20 protein-coding genes, 1 tRNA gene and 3 pseudogenes are annotated in these 23,265 nt (G+C 74.1%); 16 read left to right on the forward strand and 8 right to left on the reverse strand.

Annotation, left to right across the window (positions count from 1 at the left end; translation table 11 throughout):
* Positions 1-51 precede the first annotated feature (51 nt).
* Positions 52-867 (forward strand): class I SAM-dependent methyltransferase, encoded by an 816-nt coding sequence (locus tag KSP35_RS12380; RefSeq protein WP_216995809.1) that lies wholly within the window; start codon positions 52-54, stop codon positions 865-867.
* A gap of 32 nt (positions 868-899) precedes the next feature.
* Here KSP35_RS12380 and KSP35_RS12385 read toward each other — a convergent pair whose 3' ends face one another.
* Positions 900-1,358 (reverse strand): GNAT family N-acetyltransferase, encoded by a 459-nt coding sequence (locus tag KSP35_RS12385; protein WP_216995811.1) that lies wholly within the window; start codon positions 1,356-1,358, stop codon positions 900-902.
* Between the two features lie 11 nt (positions 1,359-1,369).
* Positions 1,370-2,578, reverse strand: a complete 1,209-nt coding sequence (locus tag KSP35_RS24380; RefSeq protein WP_254126738.1) for a sterol desaturase family protein — start codon at positions 2,576-2,578, stop codon at positions 1,370-1,372.
* A 155-nt stretch (positions 2,579-2,733) separates the two neighbouring features.
* On the opposite strand from KSP35_RS24380, the gene KSP35_RS12395 reads away from it, so the two are divergent.
* Complete coding sequence (locus tag KSP35_RS12395; RefSeq protein WP_216995813.1) at positions 2,734-3,531, forward strand: SDR family NAD(P)-dependent oxidoreductase; 798 nt, start codon at positions 2,734-2,736, stop codon at positions 3,529-3,531.
* Between the two features lie 58 nt (positions 3,532-3,589).
* A complete protein-coding gene (locus KSP35_RS12400) occupies positions 3,590-4,084 on the forward strand; it encodes a DUF427 domain-containing protein (RefSeq protein ID WP_216995815.1) in 495 nt (164 codons plus the stop codon).
* Between the two features lie 99 nt (positions 4,085-4,183).
* Here the strand turns inward: KSP35_RS12400 and KSP35_RS12405 are convergent, their stop codons facing one another.
* A complete protein-coding gene (locus KSP35_RS12405) occupies positions 4,184-4,441 on the reverse strand; it encodes a hypothetical protein (protein ID WP_216995817.1) in 258 nt (85 codons plus the stop codon).
* A gap of 256 nt (positions 4,442-4,697) precedes the next feature.
* Here KSP35_RS12405 and KSP35_RS12410 point away from each other — a divergent pair, with 256 nt between their 5' ends.
* The 8 genes and pseudogenes from KSP35_RS12410 to KSP35_RS12440 all read left to right on the forward strand — a co-directional run bounded on the left by KSP35_RS12410 (position 4,698) and on the right by KSP35_RS12440 (position 16,223).
* Positions 4,698-7,178, forward strand: coding sequence for an RNA helicase (locus KSP35_RS12410; protein WP_217002226.1), 2,481 nt, complete (start codon positions 4,698-4,700; stop codon positions 7,176-7,178).
* Positions 7,179-7,321: 143 nt separating this feature from the next.
* Complete coding sequence (locus KSP35_RS12415; RefSeq protein ID WP_216995819.1) at positions 7,322-8,353, forward strand: MoxR family ATPase; 1,032 nt, start codon at positions 7,322-7,324, stop codon at positions 8,351-8,353.
* 4 nt (positions 8,354-8,357) lie between these two features.
* Complete coding sequence (locus tag KSP35_RS12420) at positions 8,358-9,545, forward strand: DUF58 domain-containing protein (protein WP_216995821.1); 1,188 nt, start codon at positions 8,358-8,360, stop codon at positions 9,543-9,545.
* Positions 9,546-9,642: 97 nt separating this feature from the next.
* A complete protein-coding gene (locus tag KSP35_RS12425) occupies positions 9,643-11,592 on the forward strand; it encodes a hypothetical protein (RefSeq protein WP_216995822.1) in 1,950 nt (649 codons plus the stop codon).
* 2,073 nt (positions 11,593-13,665) lie between these two features.
* A pseudogene (locus KSP35_RS25890) lies at positions 13,666-13,950 on the forward strand (hypothetical protein); the annotation flags it as partial.
* A gap of 364 nt (positions 13,951-14,314) precedes the next feature.
* A pseudogene (locus tag KSP35_RS25895) lies at positions 14,315-14,662 on the forward strand (fibronectin type III domain-containing protein); the annotation flags it as partial.
* Between the two features lie 118 nt (positions 14,663-14,780).
* Positions 14,781-16,013 (forward strand): hypothetical protein, encoded by a 1,233-nt coding sequence (locus KSP35_RS12435; protein ID WP_216995826.1) that lies wholly within the window; start codon positions 14,781-14,783, stop codon positions 16,011-16,013.
* Positions 16,014-16,149: 136 nt separating this feature from the next.
* Positions 16,150-16,223, forward strand: a tRNA-Thr gene (locus tag KSP35_RS12440).
* A 60-nt stretch (positions 16,224-16,283) separates the two neighbouring features.
* Here the strand turns inward: KSP35_RS12440 and KSP35_RS12445 are convergent.
* Both KSP35_RS12445 and KSP35_RS12450 read right to left on the reverse strand, forming a co-directional pair.
* A complete protein-coding gene (locus tag KSP35_RS12445; RefSeq protein WP_254126740.1) occupies positions 16,284-16,712 on the reverse strand; it encodes a PA2169 family four-helix-bundle protein in 429 nt (142 codons plus the stop codon).
* A gap of 111 nt (positions 16,713-16,823) precedes the next feature.
* On the reverse strand, positions 16,824-17,159 hold the full coding sequence (locus KSP35_RS12450) for a helix-turn-helix transcriptional regulator (protein ID WP_216995830.1): 336 nt from the start codon (positions 17,157-17,159) through the stop codon (positions 16,824-16,826).
* A 90-nt stretch (positions 17,160-17,249) separates the two neighbouring features.
* Here KSP35_RS12450 and KSP35_RS12455 point away from each other — a divergent pair, with 90 nt between their 5' ends.
* The 3 genes and pseudogenes from KSP35_RS12455 to KSP35_RS12465 form a co-directional block, all read left to right on the forward strand.
* On the forward strand, positions 17,250-17,738 hold the full coding sequence (locus KSP35_RS12455; protein ID WP_216995832.1) for an ArsI/CadI family heavy metal resistance metalloenzyme: 489 nt from the start codon (positions 17,250-17,252) through the stop codon (positions 17,736-17,738).
* Between the two features lie 2 nt (positions 17,739-17,740).
* A complete protein-coding gene (locus KSP35_RS12460) occupies positions 17,741-18,442 on the forward strand; it encodes an MIP/aquaporin family protein (RefSeq protein ID WP_254126741.1) in 702 nt (233 codons plus the stop codon).
* Between the two features lie 11 nt (positions 18,443-18,453).
* A pseudogene (locus KSP35_RS12465) lies at positions 18,454-18,861 on the forward strand (phosphotyrosine protein phosphatase); the annotation flags it as partial.
* Here KSP35_RS12465 and KSP35_RS12470 read toward each other — a convergent pair.
* Both KSP35_RS12470 and KSP35_RS12475 read right to left on the reverse strand, forming a co-directional pair.
* Positions 18,848-19,267, reverse strand: coding sequence for a VOC family protein (locus tag KSP35_RS12470; protein WP_216995836.1), 420 nt, complete (start codon positions 19,265-19,267; stop codon positions 18,848-18,850). The pseudogene KSP35_RS12465 and the gene KSP35_RS12470 overlap by 14 nt on opposite strands.
* A 41-nt stretch (positions 19,268-19,308) precedes the next feature.
* Positions 19,309-20,679 carry an MFS transporter gene (locus tag KSP35_RS12475; RefSeq protein ID WP_216995837.1) on the reverse strand — a complete coding sequence of 457 codons (1,371 nt, stop codon included), beginning with the start codon at positions 20,677-20,679 and terminating at the stop codon, positions 19,309-19,311.
* Positions 20,680-20,758: 79 nt separating this feature from the next.
* Here KSP35_RS12475 and KSP35_RS25260 point away from each other — a divergent pair, with 79 nt between their 5' ends.
* Positions 20,759-21,358: a TetR/AcrR family transcriptional regulator gene (locus KSP35_RS25260; RefSeq protein WP_216995839.1), complete on the forward strand. Its 600-nt coding sequence runs from the start codon at positions 20,759-20,761 to the stop codon at positions 21,356-21,358.
* Between the two features lie 18 nt (positions 21,359-21,376).
* Here KSP35_RS25260 and KSP35_RS12485 read toward each other — a convergent pair whose 3' ends face one another.
* The gene (locus KSP35_RS12485; protein ID WP_216995848.1) at positions 21,377-22,228 is read right to left on the reverse strand and encodes an alpha/beta fold hydrolase; all 852 of its coding nucleotides are present in this window, start codon (positions 22,226-22,228) and stop codon (positions 21,377-21,379) included.
* A 114-nt stretch (positions 22,229-22,342) separates the two neighbouring features.
* Here KSP35_RS12485 and KSP35_RS12490 point away from each other — a divergent pair, with 114 nt between their 5' ends.
* Positions 22,343-23,185, forward strand: coding sequence for an SDR family oxidoreductase (locus KSP35_RS12490; protein ID WP_216995850.1), 843 nt, complete (start codon positions 22,343-22,345; stop codon positions 23,183-23,185).
* The last annotated feature ends 80 nt before the right edge of the window (positions 23,186-23,265 follow it).

The following is a 23,265-nucleotide window of genomic DNA, read 5'->3' on the forward strand; positions in this document are numbered from 1 at the left end:
GGCAGGATCGCTCCGACGGCGGTCGAGCAGCACCAGCAGCAGGAGCCGGCCATGAGCGATGCCGTCGAGCAGCACTACTCCAGCGGGACCCTGCAACAGCGGGTGCTCGATGCCCTGGTGGCCTCGGGCCTCGACCCCGACCACCTGGCGCCCGAGGCCCTCGGTCCCATGGAGGAGTTCCACACGTTCGGCCCGCTGGCCACGATCGCCCTGGCCGATGCAGCGGGCATCACCGCCACCGACCGCGTCCTCGACGTCGGCAGCGGCCTCGGCGGGCCCGCTCGGCTGCTCGCCCGCCGCCACGGCTGCCACGTCACCGGCATCGACCTCACCCAGGAGCTGGTCGACGTGGCGGTCGACCTGACCCGGCGGGTGGGCCTGGTTGACCGGGTGGAGCTGCAGCAGGGCGACGCCCTCGACCTGCCGTTCCCCGACGCCGCCTTCGACGTGGTGTGGACCCAGCACGTGACCATGAACATCGCGGCGAAGGCCGACCTCTTCGCCGGGATGCGCCGGGTGTGCAAGCCCGGCGGCCGCCTCGCCTTCTTCGACATCCTCGCCGGCGACGTCGCCCCCATCCACCTGCCGGTCCCGTGGGCCGAGGAGCCGTCGGTGAGCCACCTCGCCACCAGCGCCGAGACGCAGCGCCTGCTGGTCGACGCCGGGTTCACCGTGCGCGCCTGGGACGACCTCACCACCGAGGCCCGCGCCTTCTACGACGAGCTCGCCGCCACCCCGCCCGCCCCGCCCCAGCCCCTCGGCCTGCACCTGCTCATCCCGGACATGGCCACCAAGGGCGCCAACCTGGCCCGCAACGTGGCCGAGGGGCGCATCGCCCTGGTCCGCTGCATCGCCGACGCCACCTGAGCCTGCCGACCGGCCCTTCCCGCCAGCGCGGGTCAGGGCGAGCGGTCGACCCGGGTGAAGCCCCAGCGGTCCGCCAGCCAGGCCGGCACGAACGCGTCGAGCGCCGCTTCCAGCGGGCCGCCGACGTGGGCGTCGACCACCCACCACGAGCACACGACCTGGGCGCCCGGCGCCGAGCGGTCGTCCGGCGGGTCCAGGTAGACGCAGCCGAGCAGCTCGGTCTCGCCCTCGTCGAACACGGCGTAGTTGAACGTGACGTGGTCGGCGATCTCCTGCTCGTGGTGGGCCAGGTCCTCGCGGTCCTGCTCGCGGGTCATGGTGGCCGGCGGCCACCCCCACGCCTCGCCGTACCGGGCCCACAACCGCTCGCGCGAACCCATCACCGCCGGCAGGTCGAGGTCGACGTCGTCGGCGCGGATGGGCCGCAGGTGGTGCCCGGTCGACAGGTCCTCGCGACGGGGGTGCTCGAAGCCCTCCGGCAGCCAGCCCACGGTGGCGGCCTTCAGGACACGCCGGCGAGCGCCACCGGCTCGCCCTTGCGGGCGTTGCGCTCGTAGGCCCAGCCGGGGCCACGGAACGTGAAGGACAGGCGCTCGCGCCACGTGCTCGCCCCCTCGACGTCGCCCAGGATGTCGGCGAGCTCGTGGGTGGCGATGCGCACCGGGTTGAACGTGTGGATGTTGCGGGTGAGCCCGTAGACCACCGGCTCGTCCTCCAGCTCGTGGGTGCCGAAGATGCGGTCCCAGATGATGAAGATCCCGGCGTGGTTGCGGTCGAGGTACTGCTTGTTCGAGCCGTGGTGCACGCGGTGCAGCGACGGCGAGTTCATGATCTGCTCGGCCGGGCCCAGCGTCCGGATGGTCTCGGTGTGGACCCAGTACTGGTAGAGCAGGTTGACGTCACGAGCGGTCTGGATGACCTCGGGCCGGAAGCCCAGGAGGGCCAGCGCCGCGAAGGGCATCGACACCGTGAAGGCGTCGGCCACCGGCTGCCGCAGCGCGGTCGACAGGTTGTAGTGCTCGCTCGAGTGGTGCACCACGTGGACCGCCCACAGGTACCGGCTCTCGTGGGCGAAGCGGTGGTTCCAGTAGTAGAGGAAGTCCCACGCCACGATGGCGCCGGCCACCACCAGGGGGCCGCTGCCCAGGTCCTTGCCCGGCCGCTTGGCGAACAGCTTGCGGGCGGTGGTCTGGTTGGCCCACGTGGTGGCCGCCGCGATGCTGCCCGCCACCAGCGCCGAGGCGGCGGCCGAGCCGGCCACCTTGCGGGCCAGCGCCGCAGCGCGGCGCCGCTTGGCCCGGTTCGAACCGGCCGGGCCCTCCGGCTGGCCCGTGACCGCAGCCGTCTCGTCCGGGTCGCCGACCGGGGGCAGCAGGGAGCGCGGCACCACGCCGGCCGGCGGCAGCGGGGCGTCGCCCTTGCGGGCCAGCACGTCGGCCACGGTGGCCACGGCCGCTGCGCCCAGCGCGCCGGCCACCAGCGCCTTGCCGTAGCGGCCCTTGCCCGGCGTGACCGGCTTGAGGACCTTGTCCCACACCACGGGGGCCAGCAGGCTGGCCGTGCCCATGGTGAGCGAGGCGATGGTGTCGCGCCGCTCGTAGTCGCCGGCGATGGGCGCGCGGCCCGCCGCGACCTGCTTCTTGAGGTACAGGTGCTCGGCGCCCATGCTCCCGAAGAACCACGGGATGGCCACCACCGTCAGATCCACCACGGTCCGGTTCCCCCCTTGCGACGTGGACCGCCATGGTGCCACCTGCCCCCACCCGACGCCCATCGCAAGCGAGCCGAGCAGGCCGGCGGCGGCCCGTCTACGTTCTCGGTCGCGCTGCGGGACGACCGTGGCCGCTGCGACCAGGGGGTCTCGAGATGGATCGATTCGTGGGCAAGGCCGTGCTCGTCACGGGGGCGGCGTCGGGGATCGGCGCCGCCACCGCCGCCCGGCTGGTGGCCGAGGGCGCGGCGGTCGTGGGCGCCGACGTGCACGAGCCGGCGGCGCCGGACCTGGGCAGCAACGGCGGCTCGTTCGTCCCGCTGGTCACCGACGTGCGCGACGACGCCGCGGTCGCCGCCGCCGTGGCCCGCACCACCGAGCTCACCGGCCGGCTCGACGGCGTGGTGAACGCCGCCGGCGTGGCCGGCGGCTCGCCGGTCCACCTGCTCGAGGCCGACGAGTGGGACCGCATCATCGCCGTGAACCTCACCGGCACCTACCGCGTGTGCCGCCACGCCCTCGTCCAGATGCTCGAGCAGGAGCCGGTCGACGGCGAGCGGGGCTCGATCGTCACCCTGGCCAGCATCGAGGGCATCGAGGGCACCGCAGGCGGCAGCGCCTACAACGCCTCGAAGGGCGGCGTCGTGCTGCTGACCAAGAACATCGCCATCGACTACGGCCGCCAGGGCATCCGCGCCAACGCCATCTGCCCCGGCTTCATCGACACCCCGATGATGAGCGCGGTCATGGACCTGCCCGGCATGGAGGACGTGCTGGCCTCGTTCGTCGACGAGCACGCCCTGCGCCGCAAGGGCCGCCCCGAGGAGATCGCCGCCACCGCGGCGTTCCTGCTCACCGCCGACGCCAGCTTCACCACCGGCCAGGCCGTCGTGGTCGACGGCGGCTACACCGCCGGCCGCGACCACGGCATCACCCAGCTGATGGGCCTGTAGCCCGCAGCCATCCGAACGGGGTGTTGGCGGGGCCGCCGGGGCGGCGCAGGCTGGGACCATGCTCCGACCGCAGCGCATCGAGCCCGGGCCCGGCCAGGAGTCGGTGTGGGACTACCCCCGCCCGCCCCGCCTCGAGCAGACGTCCCGCCGGATCCGGGTGGCGTTCCACGGCACCGTGGTGGCCGAGTCCACCCGGGCGCTGCGCGTGCTGGAGACCAGCCAGCCGCCGGCGTACTACCTGCCGCCGGACGACGTCGACCTCGACCTGCTCCGCCCCACCGCCCAGCACACGTTCTGCGAGTGGAAGGGCACCGCGTCCTACGCCGACGTCGTGGTCGGCGAGCACGTCGCCCTCGGCGCCACCTGGTGGTACCCCGAGCCCACGGCGCCGTTCGCGCCGCTCGTCGGCCACCACGCGTTCTACGCCCAGCAGCTCGAGTGCTCGGTCGACGGCGAGCCGGTCGAGCCCAACGACGGCAACTTCTACGGCGGCTGGATCACCAGCGACGTCGTCGGTCCGTTCAAGGGCGCACCGGGCACGTCCTACTGGTAGGTCCCGAGCGCGCCGACGCCCCGCCAGCGGGCGGGGCGTCGTGGTCTACTGCGTGGCAGGCCCGTCGCGGCGGGCCGGTGTCGATGGTGGGCCGGCAGGTCAGCCGGCGAGCGGCAGGGCCGGTGTGATGTTCCCCAGCTCGGCGAGGGTGCGCTCGATCTCGGCGTCGAGGGCCTCGGACTCGCCGTCGTAGGTGTCGACCATCGACTGGCGGCGGGCGACCAGCTCGATGAGCTCGAGCTCCAGGCCGACGGCCCGGTCCTCGGGGGCGGCGTGGGCCACCTCCCAGGCGAACGGGCCGTGGTCGGCGGTGGTGGGGCGGGGGGACCGGGTGGAGCGGGCGTGGATGGCGTGCATCGGAGCCTCCTGTCGGCGCGTCGTGCGGTGCCCCAACCCTGCCCCTGCGAGGTGGCGCCCAGACTTCCAGGGCGTTGCGGTTCGGCGACGATCACCCGCACGGCGGGGGTCGCCGTGATCACCAGCAACACGAGCAACACCAGCCACGGCGCTGCAGGTCACCCCGTACGCTGCACCGGTGACCGACGCCGACCTGCGGATCCTGGGTGACCGGGTCCCGGCCGAGCCGGAGCCCGAGGCCATCATCGACGCCTTCATGGGCTGGGTGGCCGACCGGGGCCTGGAGCTGTACCCGGCGCAGGAGGAGTCGCTGCTCGAGATCGTGGCCGGCTCGCACGTGATCGTGAACACGCCCACCGGCTCGGGCAAGAGCCTGGTGGCGATGGCCGCCCACTTCACGGCGCTGGCCGAGGGCCGCCGCAGCTTCTACACCGCCCCCATCAAGGCGTTGGTGTCGGAGAAGTTCTTCGACCTATCGGCCACGTTCGGCGCCGACAAGGTCGGGATGATGACCGGCGACGCGTCGGTGAACCACGACGCGCCCATCATCTGCTGCACCGCGGAGATCCTGGCCAACCTGGCGTTGCGCGAGGGGCGCACGGCCGCCGTGGGCCAGGTGGTCATGGACGAGTTCCACTACTTCGCCGACCCGGACCGCGGCTGGGCGTGGCAGGTGCCGCTGCTCGAGCTGGTCGACGCCCAGCAGATCCTCATGTCGGCCACCCTCGGCGACGTCTCCCGCTTCACCGAGGACCTGCCCCGCCGCACCGGCCGACCGGTCGCCGTCATCACGTCGGTCACCCGCCCGGTCCCGCTGTTCCACCAGTTCGAGCTGCGCCCGCTCACCGAGGTGCTCGAGGAGCTGCTGGCCACCCACCAGTCGCCGGTCTACGTGGTGCACTTCACCCAGGCCTCCGCCGTCGAACGGGCCCAGGCCCTGCTGAGCGTCAACCTCTGCACCCGCGAGGAGAAGGACGCCATCGCCGAGGCCATCGGCGGCTTCCGCTACGCCGCCGGGTTCGGCAAGGTGCTGTCGAAGTACCTGCGCCACGGCGTCGGCGTGCACCACGCCGGCATGCTCCCCAAGTACCGGCGGCTCGTGGAGCGGCTGGCCCAGGCCGGCCTCCTCAAGGTGATCTGCGGCACCGACACGCTCGGCGTCGGCATCAACGTGCCCATCCGCACCGTGGTGTTCACCGCCCTGGCGAAGTACGACGGCACCTCCACCCGGCTGCTCTCGGCGCGCGAGTTCCACCAGATCGGCGGTCGCGCCGGGCGCGCCGGCTACGACACGATGGGCACCGTCATCGCCCTCGCGCCGGACCACGTGATCGAGAACCACCGATCGGCGGCGAAGGCGGCGGCCAAGACCGCCGCCGACAAGAAGGTCCGCAAGCTGGTCAAGAAGAAGCCGCCGCCCGGCCAGATCTCGTGGGGCCAGCCCACGTTCGACCGGCTGGTGGCCGCCGACCCGGAGCCGCTCACCTCCAGCTTCCAGGTGAGCCACGGCATGCTCATCAACGTGCTCGACCGCGCCGGCGACGGCCGGGCCGCGCTGGCCGAGCTGCTGGAGGACAACTACGAGACCGAGGCCAACAAGGCCAAGCACGTGGTGCGGGCCGCCGAGATCGAGCAGGCCCTGTTCGACGCCGGCGTGGTGGAGGAGCTGGCCGAGCCGGACGACCAGGGCCGCACCATCCGCGTCACCATCGACCTGCAAGCGGAGTTCGCGCTCGACCAGCCGCTGTCGCCGTTCGCGCTGGCCGCCTTCGAGCTGCTCGACCGCGAGGCCGACACCTACGCCCTCGACATGCTCTCCATCGTCGAGTCGGTGCTCGACGACCCCCGCCCGGTGCTCGCCGCCCAGGTCTCGAAGGCCAAGGGCGAGGCCGTCGCCCAGATGAAGGCCGCGGGCATGGAGTACGAGGAGCGCATGGCGGAGCTCGAGAAGATCACCCACCCCCAGCCCCTGGTGGAGCTGCTCGAGCCCATGTTCGAGGTCTACCGGGAGGGCCACCCGTGGGTGGCCGAGTTCCCGCTGCGGCCGAAGTCGGTGGCCCGCGACCTGTTCGAGCGGGCCATGGACTTCTCCGACTACGTGCGCCACTACCAGCTCAACCGGTCCGAGGGCACGGTCCTGCGCTACCTGACCGACGCCTACAAGGCGCTGTACCGGCTCATCCCGGAGGAGGCCAAGACCGAGGACCTGCTCGACATCACCGAGTGGCTGGGCGAGCTGGTCCGCCAGGTCGACAGCAGCCTGCTCGACGAGTGGGAGGAGCTGCGCAACCCCACCGACCCCACCGTGCCGCCCGGCGAGGCGCCCCTCGACGTGGCACCCCCGCCCGTCACGGCCAACCGCCGCGCCTTCCTGGTGCTGGTGCGCAACGCCCTCTTCCAGCGGGTGGAGCTCATCGCCCACCGCCGCTGGCACGAGCTCGAGGCCCTCGACGGCGCCGACGGCTGGACCGGCGAGCGCTGGTTCGAGGCCATGGCCCCGTACTTCGAGAGCTACGACACCGTGGGCATCGGGCCCGACGCCCGCAACCCGGCCTGGCTGCTCATCGACGAGCACGCCGACCGCTGGGACGTCCGCCAGGTCATCGACGACCCCGCCGAGGACCATGCCTGGTCGATCGCCGCGGTGGTCGACCTGGCGGCCTCGAACGCCGAGGGCACCGCGGTCGTGCGCATCACCGGCGTCGGCGAGACCGGCACCCTCCCACCGCCGACCTGACCGGTCCGCCGGGAACCCCGTCGGCGCCGGCGGTCGTCGGACCGGCGCTCGATCGGTCCCGGCTGCGGGGGTGTCGACCCGCCCGGTGCCGGGCAGGCTGGCCCCTCTGCCAGCATTGGGCAGCACCCGACGGCGGAGGCCACGTGACCCAGACCTGGAACCCAGACCCCGGCCCCGGCGAGCCGCCGACCGCACCGCCCTCCGCCGTTCCCGGCTCCGGGCTGGCGGGCGGTTCGCAGGCCTTCCGGGCGCTGGTGGACCAGGTCTCGGGCGTGGTCCTCGGCAGCCCCGGGCCCATCCGCACCGCGGCGGCGGCGTTCCTCGCCAGCGGCCACGTCCTCTTCGAGGACATCCCCGGCGTGGGCAAGACGCTCCTCGCCAAGGCGCTGGCCGCCTCCATCGGCGGCACGTTCGGCCGGGTCCAGGGCACGCCGGACCTCCTGCCCTCGGACCTCACCGGCGTCACCTACCTCGACGACGACCGCCGCGAGTGGATCTTCCGCCCCGGGCCGCTGTTCAACAACGTGGTCCTGGTCGACGAGCTCAACCGGGCCACGCCCCGCACCCAGTCGGCGCTGCTCGAGGCCATGGCCGAGGGCCAGGTCACCGTCGACGGCGTCACCCACCCCCTGCCCGACCCGTTCTTCGTGGTGGCCACCCAGAACCCGCAGTCCGGCGACCTCGGCACCTTCCCGCTCGTCGGCGGCCAGCGCGACCGCTTCTCGGTGTCGCTGTCGCTCGGCCTGCCCGGCCGCGAGGCCGAGCTCCAGGTGCTGGCCGGCACCGGCGGGGACCACGCCCTCGACGCCCTGGCCCCCACCTCCAGCCTGGCCGAGTGGCTGCGCCTGCGGGCCGGCCTCCAGGAGGTGTACCTGCACCCGGTGGTCGCCGCCTACGCCCTCGACGTCATCGACACCATCCGCAACGGCACCGGCTCGCGCCAGCCGCTCTCCACCCGGGCCGGGCTGGCCCTCGTGCAGCTGGCCCGGGCCAAGGCCGTGGCCGACGGCCGCTCCTACGTCGAGCCCGACGACGTGCAGGCGGTGGCGGTGGCCGGCCTCGCCCACCGGATCATCGACGTCACCAACGACGACCTCCCCGCCGCCCGGACGTGGGTGGGCCAGCTGGTGCGCCAGGTGGCCGTGCCGCCCATGCCCACCGGCCAGGGCCGCTGAGCCCGTGGCCCTCGCTGCGCCGGGCGCCCCCGCCCCCGCCGGGCCACCGCCCGGTTGGGTGCCGGCGGTCGGGCCCACCGGCGCGACCCCGTGGCCCGGCGGCGGTCCGGGTGGGGCGGTCGGCGCCACCGGCGCGCCGACGACGTTGCGGCGCGAGCTCCCGCCTCCCGAGGCGTCCACCCGTCCCTACGTGCGCCCCACGGGAACCGCGTGGGGGCTGTTCGTCCTCGCCGTGCTGGCCGCGCTGCTCTCGCTGGCCACGAGGTCCGAGGCCCAGCTGGCGGTGGCGGTCGCCCTCCTCGCCGGCATCGTCCTCGACGCCCTGACCGCCCGCTACGCGCTGAGCGCCCTGGCCATCCGCGTCGACGGCGCCGCCGATGCGGTCGCCGGACGGCCCACCCGCTGGCAGCTGCACGTCGACGGGCTGCGCCGGCCGGTGGCGCTCAGCCCCACCCTCCTGCCCCGCCCGCCGGGCGTCCTGGTCGACCGGGGAGAGCCCGGCCTCCTGGTGCTGCCGGCCGCCTCTCGCGGCGTGCTCCACCACTTCTACCTGGACGCCCACGCCACCGGGCCCATCGGCCTGTTCGAGGCCGGCCGCCGCTTCCGGGTGTCGCCGCCCACCCCGGTGCCGCTCGGCCCCGGCCCCCTGCCCGTCGACCACGAGTGGCCCACGCCCAAGGCGGTGGGCTTCGGTCTCTCCCCGGTGGCGCCACGCGGCGACGACCTCTTCCGAGCGGTGCGCCCCTACCAGCGCGGCGACGAGCGCCGCCACATCCACTGGAAGGCCAGCGCCCACCACGGCGAGCTGATGGTCCGCGAGAGCGACGGCGTGGGCGTGGTCGGCCTACAGATCGTGGTGGACCTGGGCCAGCCCGGACCCCGCGCCGAGCTGACGGCGAGCGTGGCGGCCTTCGTGGCCGAGGAGGCCGTCCGCAAGGGCTGGCTGGTGCAGCTCGTGACCCTCGACTCCAGCTCGGCGCCACCGCCGCTCGTGCAGCTCGGTTCGCCGTTCGGCGCGCCGCCGATCCAGCCCCCGGCGCCGGTGCGCCGCCTCGAGACCCAGGCCCTGCGGGTCTCCTCGCCCACCGCCATCCGCCACCAGCTCGCCACCGCCGCCTACGGCACGCCCCAGGCCCCCGAGTGGAGCGGCCTCGTGTGCCGGATCACGCCCGACGGGGTGGTGTGGCCGTGAGCAGCCCCCCCCGATCGCCCCACCTACCCCGCCTCCCGCGCCGGCCTGGGCAACCCAGGCCAGCCAGCTGGCGGCCCGCGCCACGGTCGCCAGCCAGGTGGCGGTCTTCGCCGCCGCCGTGCTGGCCATGGCGCTGGTGTGCACCTCGGCCGGCCAGGCCCCCTACGCCGTGCTCGGTGCGGCGGCGTTGGCCGTCGGCATCCTGGTGGGCCTGAGCACGCGCCTGGGTGCGCTCGCCGAGCGGGTGCCGGGCCTGCTGCTCGCGCTCATGGCCGTGGTCCTCGTCACCGTCCTCCTCGGCGTGGCGGCGTCGTCGGGCATCGTCGTCCCACCCGCGGCCGTCCCGCTCGCCGGCCTGGCGGTCCTGGGCCTCGACTGGCGCCTCGTGGCCCGGCTCCGGCTGGTGCCGTTCCTGTCGGGGCTCGTCGTCGTGGTGGTGGTGGGCACCCGGACCGACGAGACCTGGGCCTACCCCGCCGCGGTGGTCTGGTTCGCCCTCGCCATCGGTGCCCTCTGGCTGCTGGAGAACGACCGCCGGCGCTCCCTCGACCGCCCCGAGCCCCTGGCCCACGCCGTCGGACCGCCCGAGGAGCCCCACACCGGCGACGTCCTGCGCACCATCGGCGTCGGCCTGGTGATCGGCCTCGCCGCGGCCTTCCTGCTCGGCAACCCGTCGTGCTCGCCGCACCCGAAGACGCCCAACCCGCCCGTCGACAAGCTCCCGGACCTGGGCAACCTGCCCTCGGGCGGCGAGCGGGCCCAGCCCGGCGAGGTGCCGCCCGACCGTCGCCTCGACGGTGACGCCCAGGAGCGCACGTTCGACATCGACGAGGCCGGCAACCGCTCCTTCACCGACCCGGCCACGGGCGAGCGGTTCACCGTCACCGACGAGGGCGGCCGCGACGTCGTGCGGGGCGAGGACGGCCGGGAGGTGGCCCAGATCGACCCCGACGGGGTGGTGGCCGGCAGCGGCGGGGCCGGCTCGGCCCGCTACCGGGTCGACGGTCAGGGCCGCACCTACACCGAGGACGCCAGCGGCAACCGCTACTACCTGGAGCGCTCCGGCGGCCGCACGGTGCTGCGCGACCGAGACGGCAAGGTCGTGGCCGAGGGCCGGGCCGGCGACGACCACCTGGTCATCCGCGACCCCGACGGCTCCACCCTGGTGCCCGACCCCGATGGCGACGGGCGCATCCCCGTGCCCGGCGCCGGGCTGAGCGAGCGGACGCTCGGCGACGGCGCGGGCCGCACCGTCACCCACGAAGACGGCAAGACGGTGATCACCGACGCCGACGGCGACCGCCGCACCTACGACACCGATGCCCAGGGCCACCCCCGGGTCAAGGTCGAGGAGAACGGCCGGCCCACCCGCAGCTACTCCTACGACGACTCCGGCCCCTACACGGTCGTCTCCGAGTTCGACGAGGACGGCAAGCTGCTCCGCCGGTACCGCTACGACCCGAACGGCGTGATCGTCGAGCCGGGCGGCGCCGTCGGCTCGAGCTCCGACCCGGGCGCCAGCTCCGGCTCGGGCTCCAGCGGGTCGGGCTCGAGCGACCCGGGCTCGGCCGACCCGCCCGACCAGAAGGCGGAGCACGACGTCCCGTGGGGCCCGATCGGCCTGGGAGTGCTGGCCCTGGCTGCCGTCGCCGCCCTGGTCTGGTGGCTGTCGCGCCGGCCCGGCCCCGAGGGCGAGCGCCCGTGGGCCGAGGCCCAGGTCCGCCGCATCGACGACTTCGGCACGGCCCACGGCCGGCCCCGAGCGCGCGCCACCACGGTGGTGGAGCACACCCGGGACCTCGCGTCATCGGTGGCGCCCGACGAGCGCCTCGTCGAGGTCGGCCGGGAGCTCTCCGTCGCCCTCTTCGGTCGCGGCGGGCTGGGCCCCGACCGCCAGGCCGAGGTCGAGGCCATGCTCGACGCCGTCATCGAGGCCCACCCACCGCCCAGCTGGACCGACCGCTTCCACCGCAAGAAGGACGACGCCGCTCCCGCCGCAGCCGCTGGCGGCGCCGACCCCGACCGCTCGGGAACGCCCGTCGCGTAGCGAGGCAAGGTGGTCGCCTCCGTCCGCTGACCCCGGGTCCACGGCACCGAATGGCACAGATCGGGGATGACAGCGACCGGTCCCGTCCCTACCGTGAACCGGCCCGACGGGGCGCATGGGGAGGACGGGCCGATGTCGGGTGCGATGGGTCGGAAGAGCGCCGGCAGCCGGGTGGCGAGGGTGTCGGCCGTCGTGCTCGCCAGCGTGGTCGCGGTGGCCGGGTTGCCTGGAGGTGCGCTGGCAGCGCCGACGGCGCCCGCTGCGCCCCCACCCACGAGCATCCCCTCGGCGCCGCCGGCCGCCTCGAAGGGCACGGGCCCGAGCCCGACGGTCCACGGGATCGACGCGGTCGACGACCAGCCGGCGGTGGTGGCGCAGGTCGCCGCCACGAACCACCTGACCACGTCAGCCGCCAGGAAGCTGCTCTCGGACCCCACGGTCTGGGTCCACCCCGACGGCCACCTGTACTTCGCCGACCCACCGCAGGCCCACCCGGCCACCGCCACCGCGGCCGAGGCGAACGCCGTGGCGCCGTACTCGACCACGTTCCGGCTCCACAGCCGGCCCGGCTCGAAGCGCACCATCTACCTGGACTTCGACGGCGCGACGGTGACCGGGACCGCGTGGGCCCAGGGTGCGACGATCGTCGCGAGCGCCTACGACAGCGACGACGAGGCGGGCTTCAGCGTCACGGAGCTCGACGAGATCCAGACGATGTGGCAGCGCGTGGCGGAGGACTACGTCGCGCTGGACGTCGACGTCACCACCGAGGAGCCCGCAGCCGGGGCGCTGCGGCGCGACACCGCGGCCGACGACTCCTACGGCACCCGGGTGGTCGTCACGGAGCTGGATGCCTCCGTCGTCACCGACGTGTCCGCGACCGGCGTGGCGAACTACGACGCCTTCGACGCCGTCGGCGCCCAGTGGGACGCGCTCCAGCCTGCGTGGGCGTTCCCGGACGGGCTCGGCCACAACCCGAAGTGGGTGGGTGAGGTCATCAGCCACGAGGTGGGCCACACCCTCGGGCTGTCCCACGACGGGGGTGGGAACGATGGCGAGTACTACCAGGGCCACGGCGTGTGGGGGCCGATCATGGGGGCCGCCTACACCCGCCCCGTGAGCCAGTTCAGCAAGGGCGAGTACACCGACCCCAGCAACACCGAGGACGACTTCTCGGTCATGGCGAGCCACGGCGTGACGGCCCCGGCCGACGACCACACCAGCGTCCTCGCCAGCGCGACGCCGTTGGCCTCGACGGCGACGGGCACCATCACCGCCGGCACCGACAAGGACCTGTTCTCCTACGTGGCCACGGCCACCGGGACCTGGACGTTCCGGGCGGAGCCGACGAGCTCCGCCACCAACCTCGACATCAAGCTCGCGCTGCTCTCCGCCGGGGGCACCCAGCTGGCCACTGCCGACCCCGCGGCCGTCGGCGTGGACGACGGCCACGCCGACGGCCTCGCAGCGTCGATCTCCTACGCCGTCACGGCCGGGACCACCTACTACGTCCGGGTCGAGCCTGCGCCCTACCTCACGCCCGGCACGGGGTACTCGACCTACGGCACCGTCGGCTCCTACGTGGTCTCCGCGTCCAACCAGCCCACGTGCTCGAGCCTCGACGTGGGAGAGCCCGACAGCTCGCCTGCCGAGGCCCGGGTGGCCACCTCGGGACAGGTCGCGAGCGCACGCATCTGCCGTGGCGACGTCGACTACGTGGGGCTCCCGGTCAAGGCCGGCCAGCAGGTGAGCCTCTCGCTGGGCTTCTCGCACGCAGCCGGCAACCTCGACCTCGCCTTGGTCGGGCCCGACGGGACCGTGGTCGCCTCGTCGACGTCCACCGACGACGACGAGGCCATCAGCCACACGGCCGCAACCTCGGGGATCTACGTGGCCGAGATCGCCGGCGCCACCAGGTCCGTGGCCAACACCTACGCCTTCACGATGACGGCACCCCTGTGCCCCGGCGACGACAGCCTTGAGAACAACGACAGCCTCGGCACCGCTCGTGGGCTGCAGCCGGCGACGACCTACGCCGCGGTCGCCTGCGCCGGAGACGACGACTTCTACTCGATGCCGGTGGCCGCCGACTCCGCGTACCGCATCACCGTGACCAGCGCGAGCCGCTACGGCCGCCTGGTGCTCGAGGACTACGACGCGTCCGGCGCCATCGTCGACACGCAGGGCGCGGACTTCCCCGAGGACGAGCTCACCACCTACGGCTACGCCAGCGGGCGCAGCGCCGTGCGGTTCCGCGTGCGCTCGGGCGAGGGCAAGCCGAACCTGTACTCGGTGCGGGTGACCCGGGTGCCCGACGTGCCCACCGGCATCGCCGCCACGCCGGGCTACCGGTCCGCCACGGTGTCGTGGACCCCGCCGGTCCAGACCGGCGGGGAACCCGTGACCTCCTACGACGTCGAGGCCTCCGTCGGTGGCGAGGTGGTGGGCTGGGCCTCGTCGACCGGCTCGCCAGTCACCGTCGGCTTCCTCCAGCCCGGCCAGGTGCACACCATCCGGGTCCACGCCGTCAACAGCGTGGGCCAGGGACTGGCGTCGTCGGCGGTCACCGTCACACCGTCGGCCTCGCCGTCGGTGCCCGGGATCCCCGGCGACGTCGCCGCCTTCGACGACTCCGGGACCGTGGTCCTGTCCTGGTCCGAGCCGCCCACCGACGGCGGGTCCCCCCCTCACCGGCTACGTGGTCACCCCCTACGTCGGCGGCGTGGCCCAGCCCGTGCGCCAATACCCCACGTCGGAGACGGCGCAGGCGATCACCGGGTTGGCGCCCGGCACGACCTACACGTTCCGCGTGGCCGCCAAGAACGCCCTCGGCACCGGCCTCCAGAGCGCCATGACCCAGCCGGTCCTCGCGGCGGCGACCGCCCCCGGCCCGCCCACCGGCGTGACGGCTGCCGCGTCCAACGCCGCAGCGCTCGTGTCGTGGGCGGCACCCGCTTCGAACGGCGGCTCGGCGATCACCGGCTTCGAGGTGACGACCCGAGCGGGGGGCGTGGACCTGTTCACGACCACCTACGGCGCCACGACCACGCAAGCCACGATCGCGCCGCTCGCCAACGGGACCACCTACACCTTCCAGGTGGCCGCCGTGAACGCCATCGGCACCGGCGCGCTCCGCGACATCGAACGCCGTGACGCCACAGGCGCCGGGAGCGCAGGGTGCCCTCTACGTGCCGATCACCCCGTGCCGCACCTTCGACACCCGGGTGGCCGGCGCGGGAGGGCGCCTCACCGGGGCGCGCTCGATCGCGATCACCGGTGCCGACCTCGCCGCCCAGGGCGGCAAGAGCGGCGGCTGCGGCATCCCGGCCGGAGCGGTGGCGGTGGAGGCGTCGGTCACCGCCGTCGCCCCCGCAGCCGCTGGGCGGCTCCGGGCGTACCCGGTGGGCGGTGCGGTGCCCACCTACGCGTTCCTGGAGTGGACCGCAGCCCAGAGCATCACGAACACCGGGTTGGTGAACCTCGCGACCGGCGGCTCCTCGCAGCTCGTCGTGGCGAGCGAGAGCGGCAGCGTGCACGTGGTGGTCGACGTGCAGGGCTACTTCGTGCCCAAGGCCACCGCTCCTGCGACGGCCGCCAGGTACGTGCCGCTGACGCCGTGCCGCATCGTCGACACCCGGGTGGCCGGCGGGCCGTTCTCCGATCAGGCCACGCGCTCCTACGCCGTCCGCGGCGGGAGCACGGCGTTCGCCGCCCAGGGCGGCCGGTCCGGAGGCTGCGGCATCCCGTCGGGGGCCGTCGCCGTCGAGGCATCGGTGACCGCCGTGAGCCCGGCGTCGGGCGGCTACGCCCGAGCCTGGCCCAGCGACGCCTCGCCGCCCGCCGCCACCTTCCTGAACTTCCAGGCGTCGCGCAGCCTCACCAACACCGGCACGTTCTCCCTCGCCGGCACCGCCAGCGCGAAGCCGTTGACGTTGCGGAGCTACGGCACCAAGACCCAGTACGTCATCGACGTCCAGGGGTACTTCGTGCCCCAGGCGACCGCCCCCGCCTCGGCAGCCGCCTACGTGCCGCTCGCGAACTGCGCCCTCGTCGACACCCGGGCGGCCGGCGGCGCGCTGGCCACCGACGAGGCCCGGTCGTACGTGGTCAAGGGGACCGGCGCGGCGTTCGCCGCCCAGGGGGTCTCCGGGGGCGGGTGCAACATCCCCGCCGGCGCCGTGGCCGTCGAGGTGACCCTCACCGCCCGCAGCCCCGGTGGCACGAGCTTCGCCCGGCTGTGGCCGGTGGGCGCCGCGACACCGACGGCGACGTTCCTCAACGCCCAGACGGCGCGGGACATCGCCAACACCGGCACGGTGGCCATCGCCGCCGCCGGCAGCCCGCAGCTCACCCTGCGCAACTACGGCAAGGCCACCCACTACACCCTGTCGGCCCAGGGGTACTTCGCCCCGCTGCCCTAGCGCCCCGCTGCCCTAGCGCCCCGCTGCCCTAGCGCCCCGCTCCGGGACGACCGATCGCGCTGGCCTACGATCGTCCCGCCGTGAACGGCTGCGAGAGGGTCCGCCCTCCCACGGACCTCCCGGCTCCGCCCTGCCCGCCCGCGTAGCTCAGTTGGCCAGAGCAGCCGCCTTGTAAGCGGCAGGTCGTCGGTTCGATTCCGACCGCGGGCTCCGATCGCCGTGCGCGCCAGGGACCGGCCGAAGCCGGGCCCCGACGGCGGTGCTGCTCGTTCAGCTGCGGGCGGCTTGGAGCGACTTGATCTGGTCCCGAGCGCCTCGGACCTGCTGCGCCATGGGCTGGAGCTGGGCCTTGAACTCCGGCGAGATGTCGGCGTCGAGCGCCTTCTCGAACTCCGCCACGGCGTGGTCCTCACCCTGCGCCGCGGCGTCGAGGACGCCGTCGGGGTCGGAGCCGGCGATGGCGTCCTTCACGGCCATCCAGCCCCGGTGGACCTTCGCCGCCACCGATCCGGAGTCGCTGATCTGGTCGCCGTAGCTGGCGGCGATCGCCTGCAGCTCGGTGATCAGCTTCGACCGCTGCGCGCCGAGCTCGCGGAAGGACGAGGCCAGTTCGGTCTCCCCGTCCTTGTCGAGCTTCTCGGCGGCGGAGGTGAAGCCGTCGCTTCCGTCCTGGAGGGTCTCGATGAGCTCTTTGGTCACTGCGGCGTCGTTCGACATGGGGTCCTTCGCGATCGTGGATGTGGGCAGGCGCCTACCCGGCGCCCGCCGACCACCCCGGCTCCGAACGGGTGATCGCGCGAGGCGGGCGCGTCAGGCCAGGAGCAGGCGGACGAAGTCGGCGCGGGCGGGGGCGATGCGCCAGTGGACCCAGCGGCCTCGCTTGTCCCCGGTGATGAGCCCGGCCTCGGCGAGGACCTTGGTGTGGTGGCTGACGGTGGGCTGGCTCTTGGCCAGGGGCTCGAGCAGGTCGCACGAGCAGATCTCGCCGGAGGCCGCGATGAGGCTCAGCAGCCGCAGCCGGACCGGGTCGGCCAGGGCGGCGTAGGTGTGGGCCAGGGCCTCGGCGTCGGCCTGGTCGAGCGGGGCGTCGGTGACCGACGGGCAGCACACGTCGGGGGCGTCGACCGGGATGCGGGCGGAGCTCATAGCGGAACGGTCCTCCAACACATTGACAAGGATCGATGCATGCGGCACGCTGCTCACATCGACGGCGGTCAATCTACCAGGAGCACCCCGATGTCTCGTGTCCAGCTCGCCCTGAACGTCTCGGACCTCGATGAGGCCGTGGCCTTCTACTCGAAGCTCTTCGCCACCGAGGTGAGCAAGCGCAAGCCCGGCTACGCCAACTTCGCCATCGCCGAGCCACCCCTCAAGCTGGTCCTGATCGAGGCCGCGGACGGCGGCACCCTGAACCACCTCGGCATCGAGGTCGAGACCGCCGAACAGGTCGAGGCGGCCGAGGGCCGGCTGGCCGCCGAGGGCCTGGCCACCACCGGCATCGACGACACCACGTGCTGCTACTCACTGAAGACCGAGACGTGGGTCAACGACCCCGACGGCGCGCCGTGGGAGGTCTACGTGAAGACCGGCGACGCCGACGAGATGGGCAGCGGCGCCTCGGGCGTGCCCACCGCCGAGGGCACCGGAGCCTGCTGCAGCGCCACCGCGATCAGCGCCTCGGTCGCCCTCGGCGCGGCGCCCGGCGCACCGTCGGGCTGCTGCTGAGCGTGGGCGACCGCAACCGCCGGCTGGTGGCCGAGGCCCTCGGCACCGGCTTCCTCGTGCTCACGGTCGTGGGCTCCGGCATCACCGCCAGCCGCCTCTCCCCCAGCGACGTGGGCCTGCAGCTGCTCGAGAACGCGACGGCCACTGCAGCAGCCCTCGTCGGCCTGATCCTCGTGCTCGGCCCGGTCTCTGGCGCCCACCTCAACCCGGTCGTGACCCTGCTCGACCGGCTCCACGGCGGCATCGGCACCGGCGACGCGGTCCGCTACGCCGTGGCGCAGACGGCCGGTGGGTGCCTCGGCGCCGTCACCGCCAACGCCATGTTCGAGCGGCCGGCCTTCGAGCTGGCCACGCTCGTCCGGTCCTCCGGGGCGCTCTGGCTGTCCGAGGTGGTCGCCACCGTCGGGCTCCTCCTCGTGATCCAGGGCTGCGTCCGCAGCGGCCGGGCGGCGGCGGTCCCCTACGCCGTCGGGCTGTGGATCGGCGGCGCCTACTTCTCCACCTCGTCCACCAGCTTCGCCAACCCGGCGGTCACCGTCGCCCGCACCCTCTCGGACTCCTTCGCCGGCATCGCACCGCGCTCGGTGCCCGCCTTCGTCGCCGCCCAGCTGGTCGGCGCCGCCATCGCCCACGCCCTCGGCCGCACCCTGTTCCCTGCGGCCGACGGTGCCCCCGTGCCCGCCCGGACCCAGGAGCCTGCATGAACCCCGAGTCGACCGGCCGCCCCACCGTGCTGTTCCTGTGCGTCCACAACGCCGGTCGCTCGCAGATGGCGCTCGGGTTCCTCACCAACCTCGCCGGCGACCGGGCGGTCGGCCTCTCCGGGGGCTCGGAGCCAGCCGACGCGGTGAACGCCGTCGCGGTGGCCGCCATGGCCGAGGTGGGCATCGACCTGGCCGGCCGACGGCCACAGCGCTGGACCGACGAGGTCCTCGGCGCGGCCGACGTCGTGGTCACCATGGGTTGCGGGGACTCGTGCCCGTTCGTGCCGGGCACCCGCTACGAGGACTGGCCGCTCGACGACCCGGCGGGCCGGGACCTCGACGCGGTCCGCCCCATCCGGGACGAGATCGAGCGTCGCGTGCGCGCCCTGCTGGCCGACCTCGGCATCAGCGTGGAGTAGCTGGGGCGGCTCGCCGAGAGGCACCGCCGACGCGCCAGGGCCAGGTGGTGGCGTCGCCGGGGAAGTCGGGCGTCTGGGGGCGGACGACGCAGAAGGGCTGGCCCGACGGGTCCTGCATGATCCACCAGGTCTTGACGGCCTGGAGCCGGGTGGCGCCCAGCGCCTCGAGGCGGGCGACCTCGGCCTCGACGTCGTCGGTCTCGATGTCGAGGTGGACGCGAGCCGGGCCGTCGATGCGCTGCACGAACACCTCGCGCCCGGCCACGTGGCCGACGCCGACGTAGGTGCCGTCGTCGTCGAAGGGCCCGGCGGGACCGATCAGGGCGCCGGCCCAGAAGGCCGACGTGGCCTCGTGGACCTCCGAGGGGCAGTCGATCCCGATGGCGGCGAGGCGGCTCCGGTGCACGTCGGGGACCGTACCCCCGGCCCGGGCCGCCTGCCCGGGGCTCAGGGCTGAGCGTCGAGCGGGCCGGTGGCCACCAGCGCCGGATCGACGGCGCCGGGCACGATCGGCTCGTCACCCGCGAGGGCGGCGAGGGAGGCGGTGCGGTCCTCGGCGGGGCCGGCGCGGCGGGCCTCGGCCACCAAGGCCGCCACCACGAGCAGCGCCAGCGCCGCCAGGTACCACGCCGTCACCGTGCCGAGCCCGATGCGGTCGGCGATCACGCCCGCCACCACCACCGGCAGGCTCATGGCGACGTAGCAACCGGTGAGGTACGCCGACGTCACCCCGCCTCGGGCGTGGACGGGAGCGATGCGCTGCACGGTGGCCATGGTGTGGCGCTGGGAGATGCCGGCGCCGGCGCCCGCCACCACCGCCCCGACGATCGCCACGGCCAGCGATCCCACCAGGGTCGAGCCGGCCATGAGGGCCATGCCGACCACCACCAGGCCGAGCGCCAGCCGCAGGGCCGTGGCGGAGTCCGAGCGGCGGGACGCCAGCTGGGCCGACCCGTTGGCCACCACGGCCAGGGCGGCGAAGAGCCCGGCCACCACGGGCTGGGTGATGTGGACGCCGAGCTCCTCGTGCAGGAACGAGGGCGACAGGCCGAACACCCAGCCGAGCAGCATCCAGCCGGTGGCCCCGGCCAGGGCCGTGGCCACGAAGGCCGACCGGATCTCGGCCGGCACGTGCAGCACGGGCACCCGGTGGCGGGGCGGGGCGACGTCGGGCCGCGTCTCGGGGATGCGGGACAGCGCCCCCACCAGGACCACGGCGAGGACGACGTGCAGGGCGTAGGGCGCCACCGTCGGCCACGGGGTCACGGTGGCCAGCAGGCCGCTGACGAGCGGGCCGAGGGCCAGGCCGGCGGCGGCCGACAGGGTGGCGGCGAGGGCACCGCCGGCCGTGTCCTGCTTCGGGTGCAGCTCGCGGATGGCCACCGCGACGCACGACATCACCAGCCCCCCACCGATGCCGTAGGAGACCTCGCCGGCGAAGAGCCAGCCGACGTTGCGGGCCGACGCGAACACCAGCGAGCTGGCGATGGTGACCGCGATGCCGGCCAGCAGCACCGGGCGACGGCCGACCTTGTCGGCGAAGCGGCCCAGGGTGAGCAGCGTGGGCACCAGGGCCAGCACGTAGACGGCGAAGAGCATCGTGACGGTGCTCGACGAGAAGCCGTAGCGGTGCTCGTAGGTGGGGAACAGCGGCGTCGGGAAGTTGCTGGCCGCCAGCAGCAACGCCTGGGCGCTGATCACCACCCAGAAGCTGGTGCGCCGGGACCACGTCCGCCGGGCCGTGGCCGTCGCCGCGGCGTCGAGGCAGGGCTCGTCGCAGCCGGCCGGGGTGCTGAGGGGGAGGTCGAGGGTCGACATGGAGGCTCCGAACGTCAGAACAGACAGGTCTGTCTAGGTGGCCGCACACTAGACAGACCGGTCTGTTATCGTCAACCACATGCCCGCCACCGACACCGCCGCCCGCCCATCGGCCCGAGACCGGTTGCTCGCCGCAGCCGACGAGCTCTTCTACGCCGAGGGCGTCCACACCGTCGGCATCGACCGCGTCATCGAGCGGGCCGGGGTGGCCAAGGCCACCCTCTACAGCACCTTCGGCAGCAAGGACGGCCTGGTGCGGGCCTACCTCGAGGGCCGCCACGCCGAGCGCCGGGACCGGGTCCTCGCCCACGTCGAGCGCCACACCGACCCGCGCGAGCGGGCCCTTGCCCCGTTCGACGCCCTCGACGACCGCATCGCCCAACCTGGCTTCCAGGGCTGTGCGTTCGTGAACGCCAGCGCCGAGGCCGACGAGGGGACCGCCGCCACGGAGGTGTCCCGCGAGGTGCGGGCCTGGACCCGGGCCCTCTTCACCGAGCTGGCCACCGCGGCCGGGGCCGCCGAGCCGGCCGCGGTCGGCCGCCAGCTGCACCTGCTCTACGACGGGGCCACGCTCAGCGCCCGCATGGACCGCGAGGCCGACGCCGCCCGTGCCGCCCGGGCCGCCGCCGCCGGGATCCTCGACGCCGCCATCGTGGCGGGCGCGGTGGCGCCCGGCTGACGACCGACCCCGGGTCGGTCAGCGGCGCACCCAGGCTGCGGTGTCGGCCGGCGACTCCACCTGGGGCAGGCCGTCGGCCACCTCGGTCACGGTGGCCCCGGCCGCCCGCCAGCGATCGGGGTCGCTGGCGTCGACGAAGCCCTGGCCCGAGCCCCACAGGACGTGGGGCGCGGTGGAGGCGACCTCCTCCGGATCGAGGCCGAGCGCCAGGCGGTTGGCCACGAAGGCCAGCTGCAGGTGCTTGGCGTTGCCGAGGCGGGCCACCCGTCGGGTCTCGGCCACCTCCGCCTCGGTGAGCACCGACGGGTCCCGGTAGGTCTGGTTGCGCTGGAACCAGCGCACGCTCGGCCCGGACGACAAGGCTCGCACGAAGGCGTCGCCCACTGGGGTGTGCCGCCCGAGCGAGTACGCCACGCGACCGAGCGCACCGGACGGCGCCGCCTGGGCCTCGCCCAGCCCGGTCGGCGTGATGAGTAGGAGGCGGGCCACGGGCGCGCCGGCCGCCACCGCCCGCACGGCGTGGGCCCCGGTGAGCGACGAGGCCACCACCACCGGCGGCCGCCCGTCGACGGTGGCCCCACGGATCAGCCCGTCGACCACGCCGGCCAGCACCGACGGCGACCACTCGAGGTCCGGGCGATCGCTCTCGCCCGCCCCGAGCAGGTCCGGCACGCGCACCCGCTCGTCGGCCGCCAGCAGGGGCGCCAGCTCCCGCCACTCGTACCCGCTCGCCCCGGCATAGACGCCGTGGAGCAGCAGGTGCACCGGACCGCCCGACGGTCCCGCCTCGCGCCAGCGGGCGGTGAAGGGTCCGATCGCCGTCGAGCCCTGCTCGGTGCCGAGGGTGGTGGGATCCCAGGAGGTGGCCATGGCCGGCGCCTACCCAGCCCTCGACGGAGGTCGCCTTTCCCCGCACCGCCGACGTGGGCCATGCTTCTTGTTGACCCAGGGTAAACAAGCGGGTCCCCGAGCAAGGAGCGCTACGTGAAGGACTTCTCCGGCAAGGTCGCCGCCATCACCGGCGCCGCCTCGGGCATGGGCCGCAGCCTCTCGATCGAGCTGGCCAAGCGGGGCTGCCACCTGGCCATCTCCGACGTCGACGAGGCCGGCCTGGCCGAGACCGTCGAGCGCGCCGCCAAGCACGGCGTGACCGTCACCAGCCAGCGCCTCGACGTGGCCGACCGCGAGGCGGTGCACGCCTGGGCCGACCAGGTGGTGGCCGATCACGGCCGGGTGAACCTGATCTTCAACAACGCCGGCGTGGCGCTGGGGGCCTCGGTCGAGGGCATGTCCTACGAGGACTTCGACTGGCTCATCGGCATCAACTTCCACGGCGTCGTCAACGGCACCAAGGCGTTCCTGCCCCACCTCAAGGCCTCGGGCGAAGGCCACGTCATCAACATCTCCAGCGTGTTCGGGCTGCTCGGCATCCCGTCGCAGTCGGCCTACAACGCGGCCAAGTTCGCGGTCCGGGGCTTCACCGAGTCGCTGCGCATCGAGCTCGACATGGAGGACGCCGGCGTGTCCTGCACCACGGTCCACCCCGGCGGCATCAAGACCAACATCGCCCGCAACGCGCGCATCGACCACAGCCTCGGCGACGTCGACATCGACCCCGAGGAAGCGGTCAAGGGCATGGAGAAGCTGTTCATCACCAGCGCCGACAAGGCCGCCAAGGGCATCCTCCGCGCCGTCGAGCTCGACAAGCGCCGGGCCATGATCGGCCCCGACGCCCACGTGCTCAACCTGCTGGCCAAGCTCCCGCCCAACGCCTACCAGCGCCTCATCGCCTTCGGCGTGAAGCGCCAGAGCGGCCCGATCGTCTGACGCCGCAGGCCCTTGCCCCGTCCGTGGCGTGCCTCCCGGTGATCCGGGCCTGACCGACTCCCCCGGGCCCGTCGGCGGGC

It is taken from the genome of Aquihabitans sp. G128, assembly GCF_019048865.1.
In the GTDB taxonomy this organism is placed as follows: Bacteria; Actinomycetota; Acidimicrobiia; order Acidimicrobiales; family Iamiaceae; genus Aquihabitans.

Bases quoted from the DNA above. Each gene is read 5' to 3' on its own strand.
- KSP35_RS12450 (WP_216995830.1), bottom strand. From the start codon at position 17,159: ATGAGCTCCGCCCGCATCCCGGTCGACGCCCCCGACGTGTGCTGCCCG.
- KSP35_RS12455 (WP_216995832.1), top strand. From the start codon at position 17,250: ATGTCTCGTGTCCAGCTCGCCCTGAACGTCTCGGACCTCGATGAGGCC.
- KSP35_RS12380 (WP_216995809.1), top strand. From the start codon at position 52: ATGAGCGATGCCGTCGAGCAGCACTACTCCAGCGGGACCCTGCAACAG.
- KSP35_RS12485 (WP_216995848.1), bottom strand. From the start codon at position 22,228: ATGGCCACCTCCTGGGATCCCACCACCCTCGGCACCGAGCAGGGCTCG.
- KSP35_RS12405 (WP_216995817.1), bottom strand. From the start codon at position 4,441: ATGCACGCCATCCACGCCCGCTCCACCCGGTCCCCCCGCCCCACCACC.
- KSP35_RS12395 (WP_216995813.1), top strand. From the start codon at position 2,734: ATGGATCGATTCGTGGGCAAGGCCGTGCTCGTCACGGGGGCGGCGTCG.
- KSP35_RS12410 (WP_217002226.1), top strand. From the start codon at position 4,698: ATGGGCTGGGTGGCCGACCGGGGCCTGGAGCTGTACCCGGCGCAGGAG.
- KSP35_RS12475 (WP_216995837.1), bottom strand. From the start codon at position 20,679: ATGTCGACCCTCGACCTCCCCCTCAGCACCCCGGCCGGCTGCGACGAG.
- KSP35_RS12400 (WP_216995815.1), top strand. From the start codon at position 3,590: ATGCTCCGACCGCAGCGCATCGAGCCCGGGCCCGGCCAGGAGTCGGTG.
- KSP35_RS25260 (WP_216995839.1), top strand. From the start codon at position 20,759: ATGCCCGCCACCGACACCGCCGCCCGCCCATCGGCCCGAGACCGGTTG.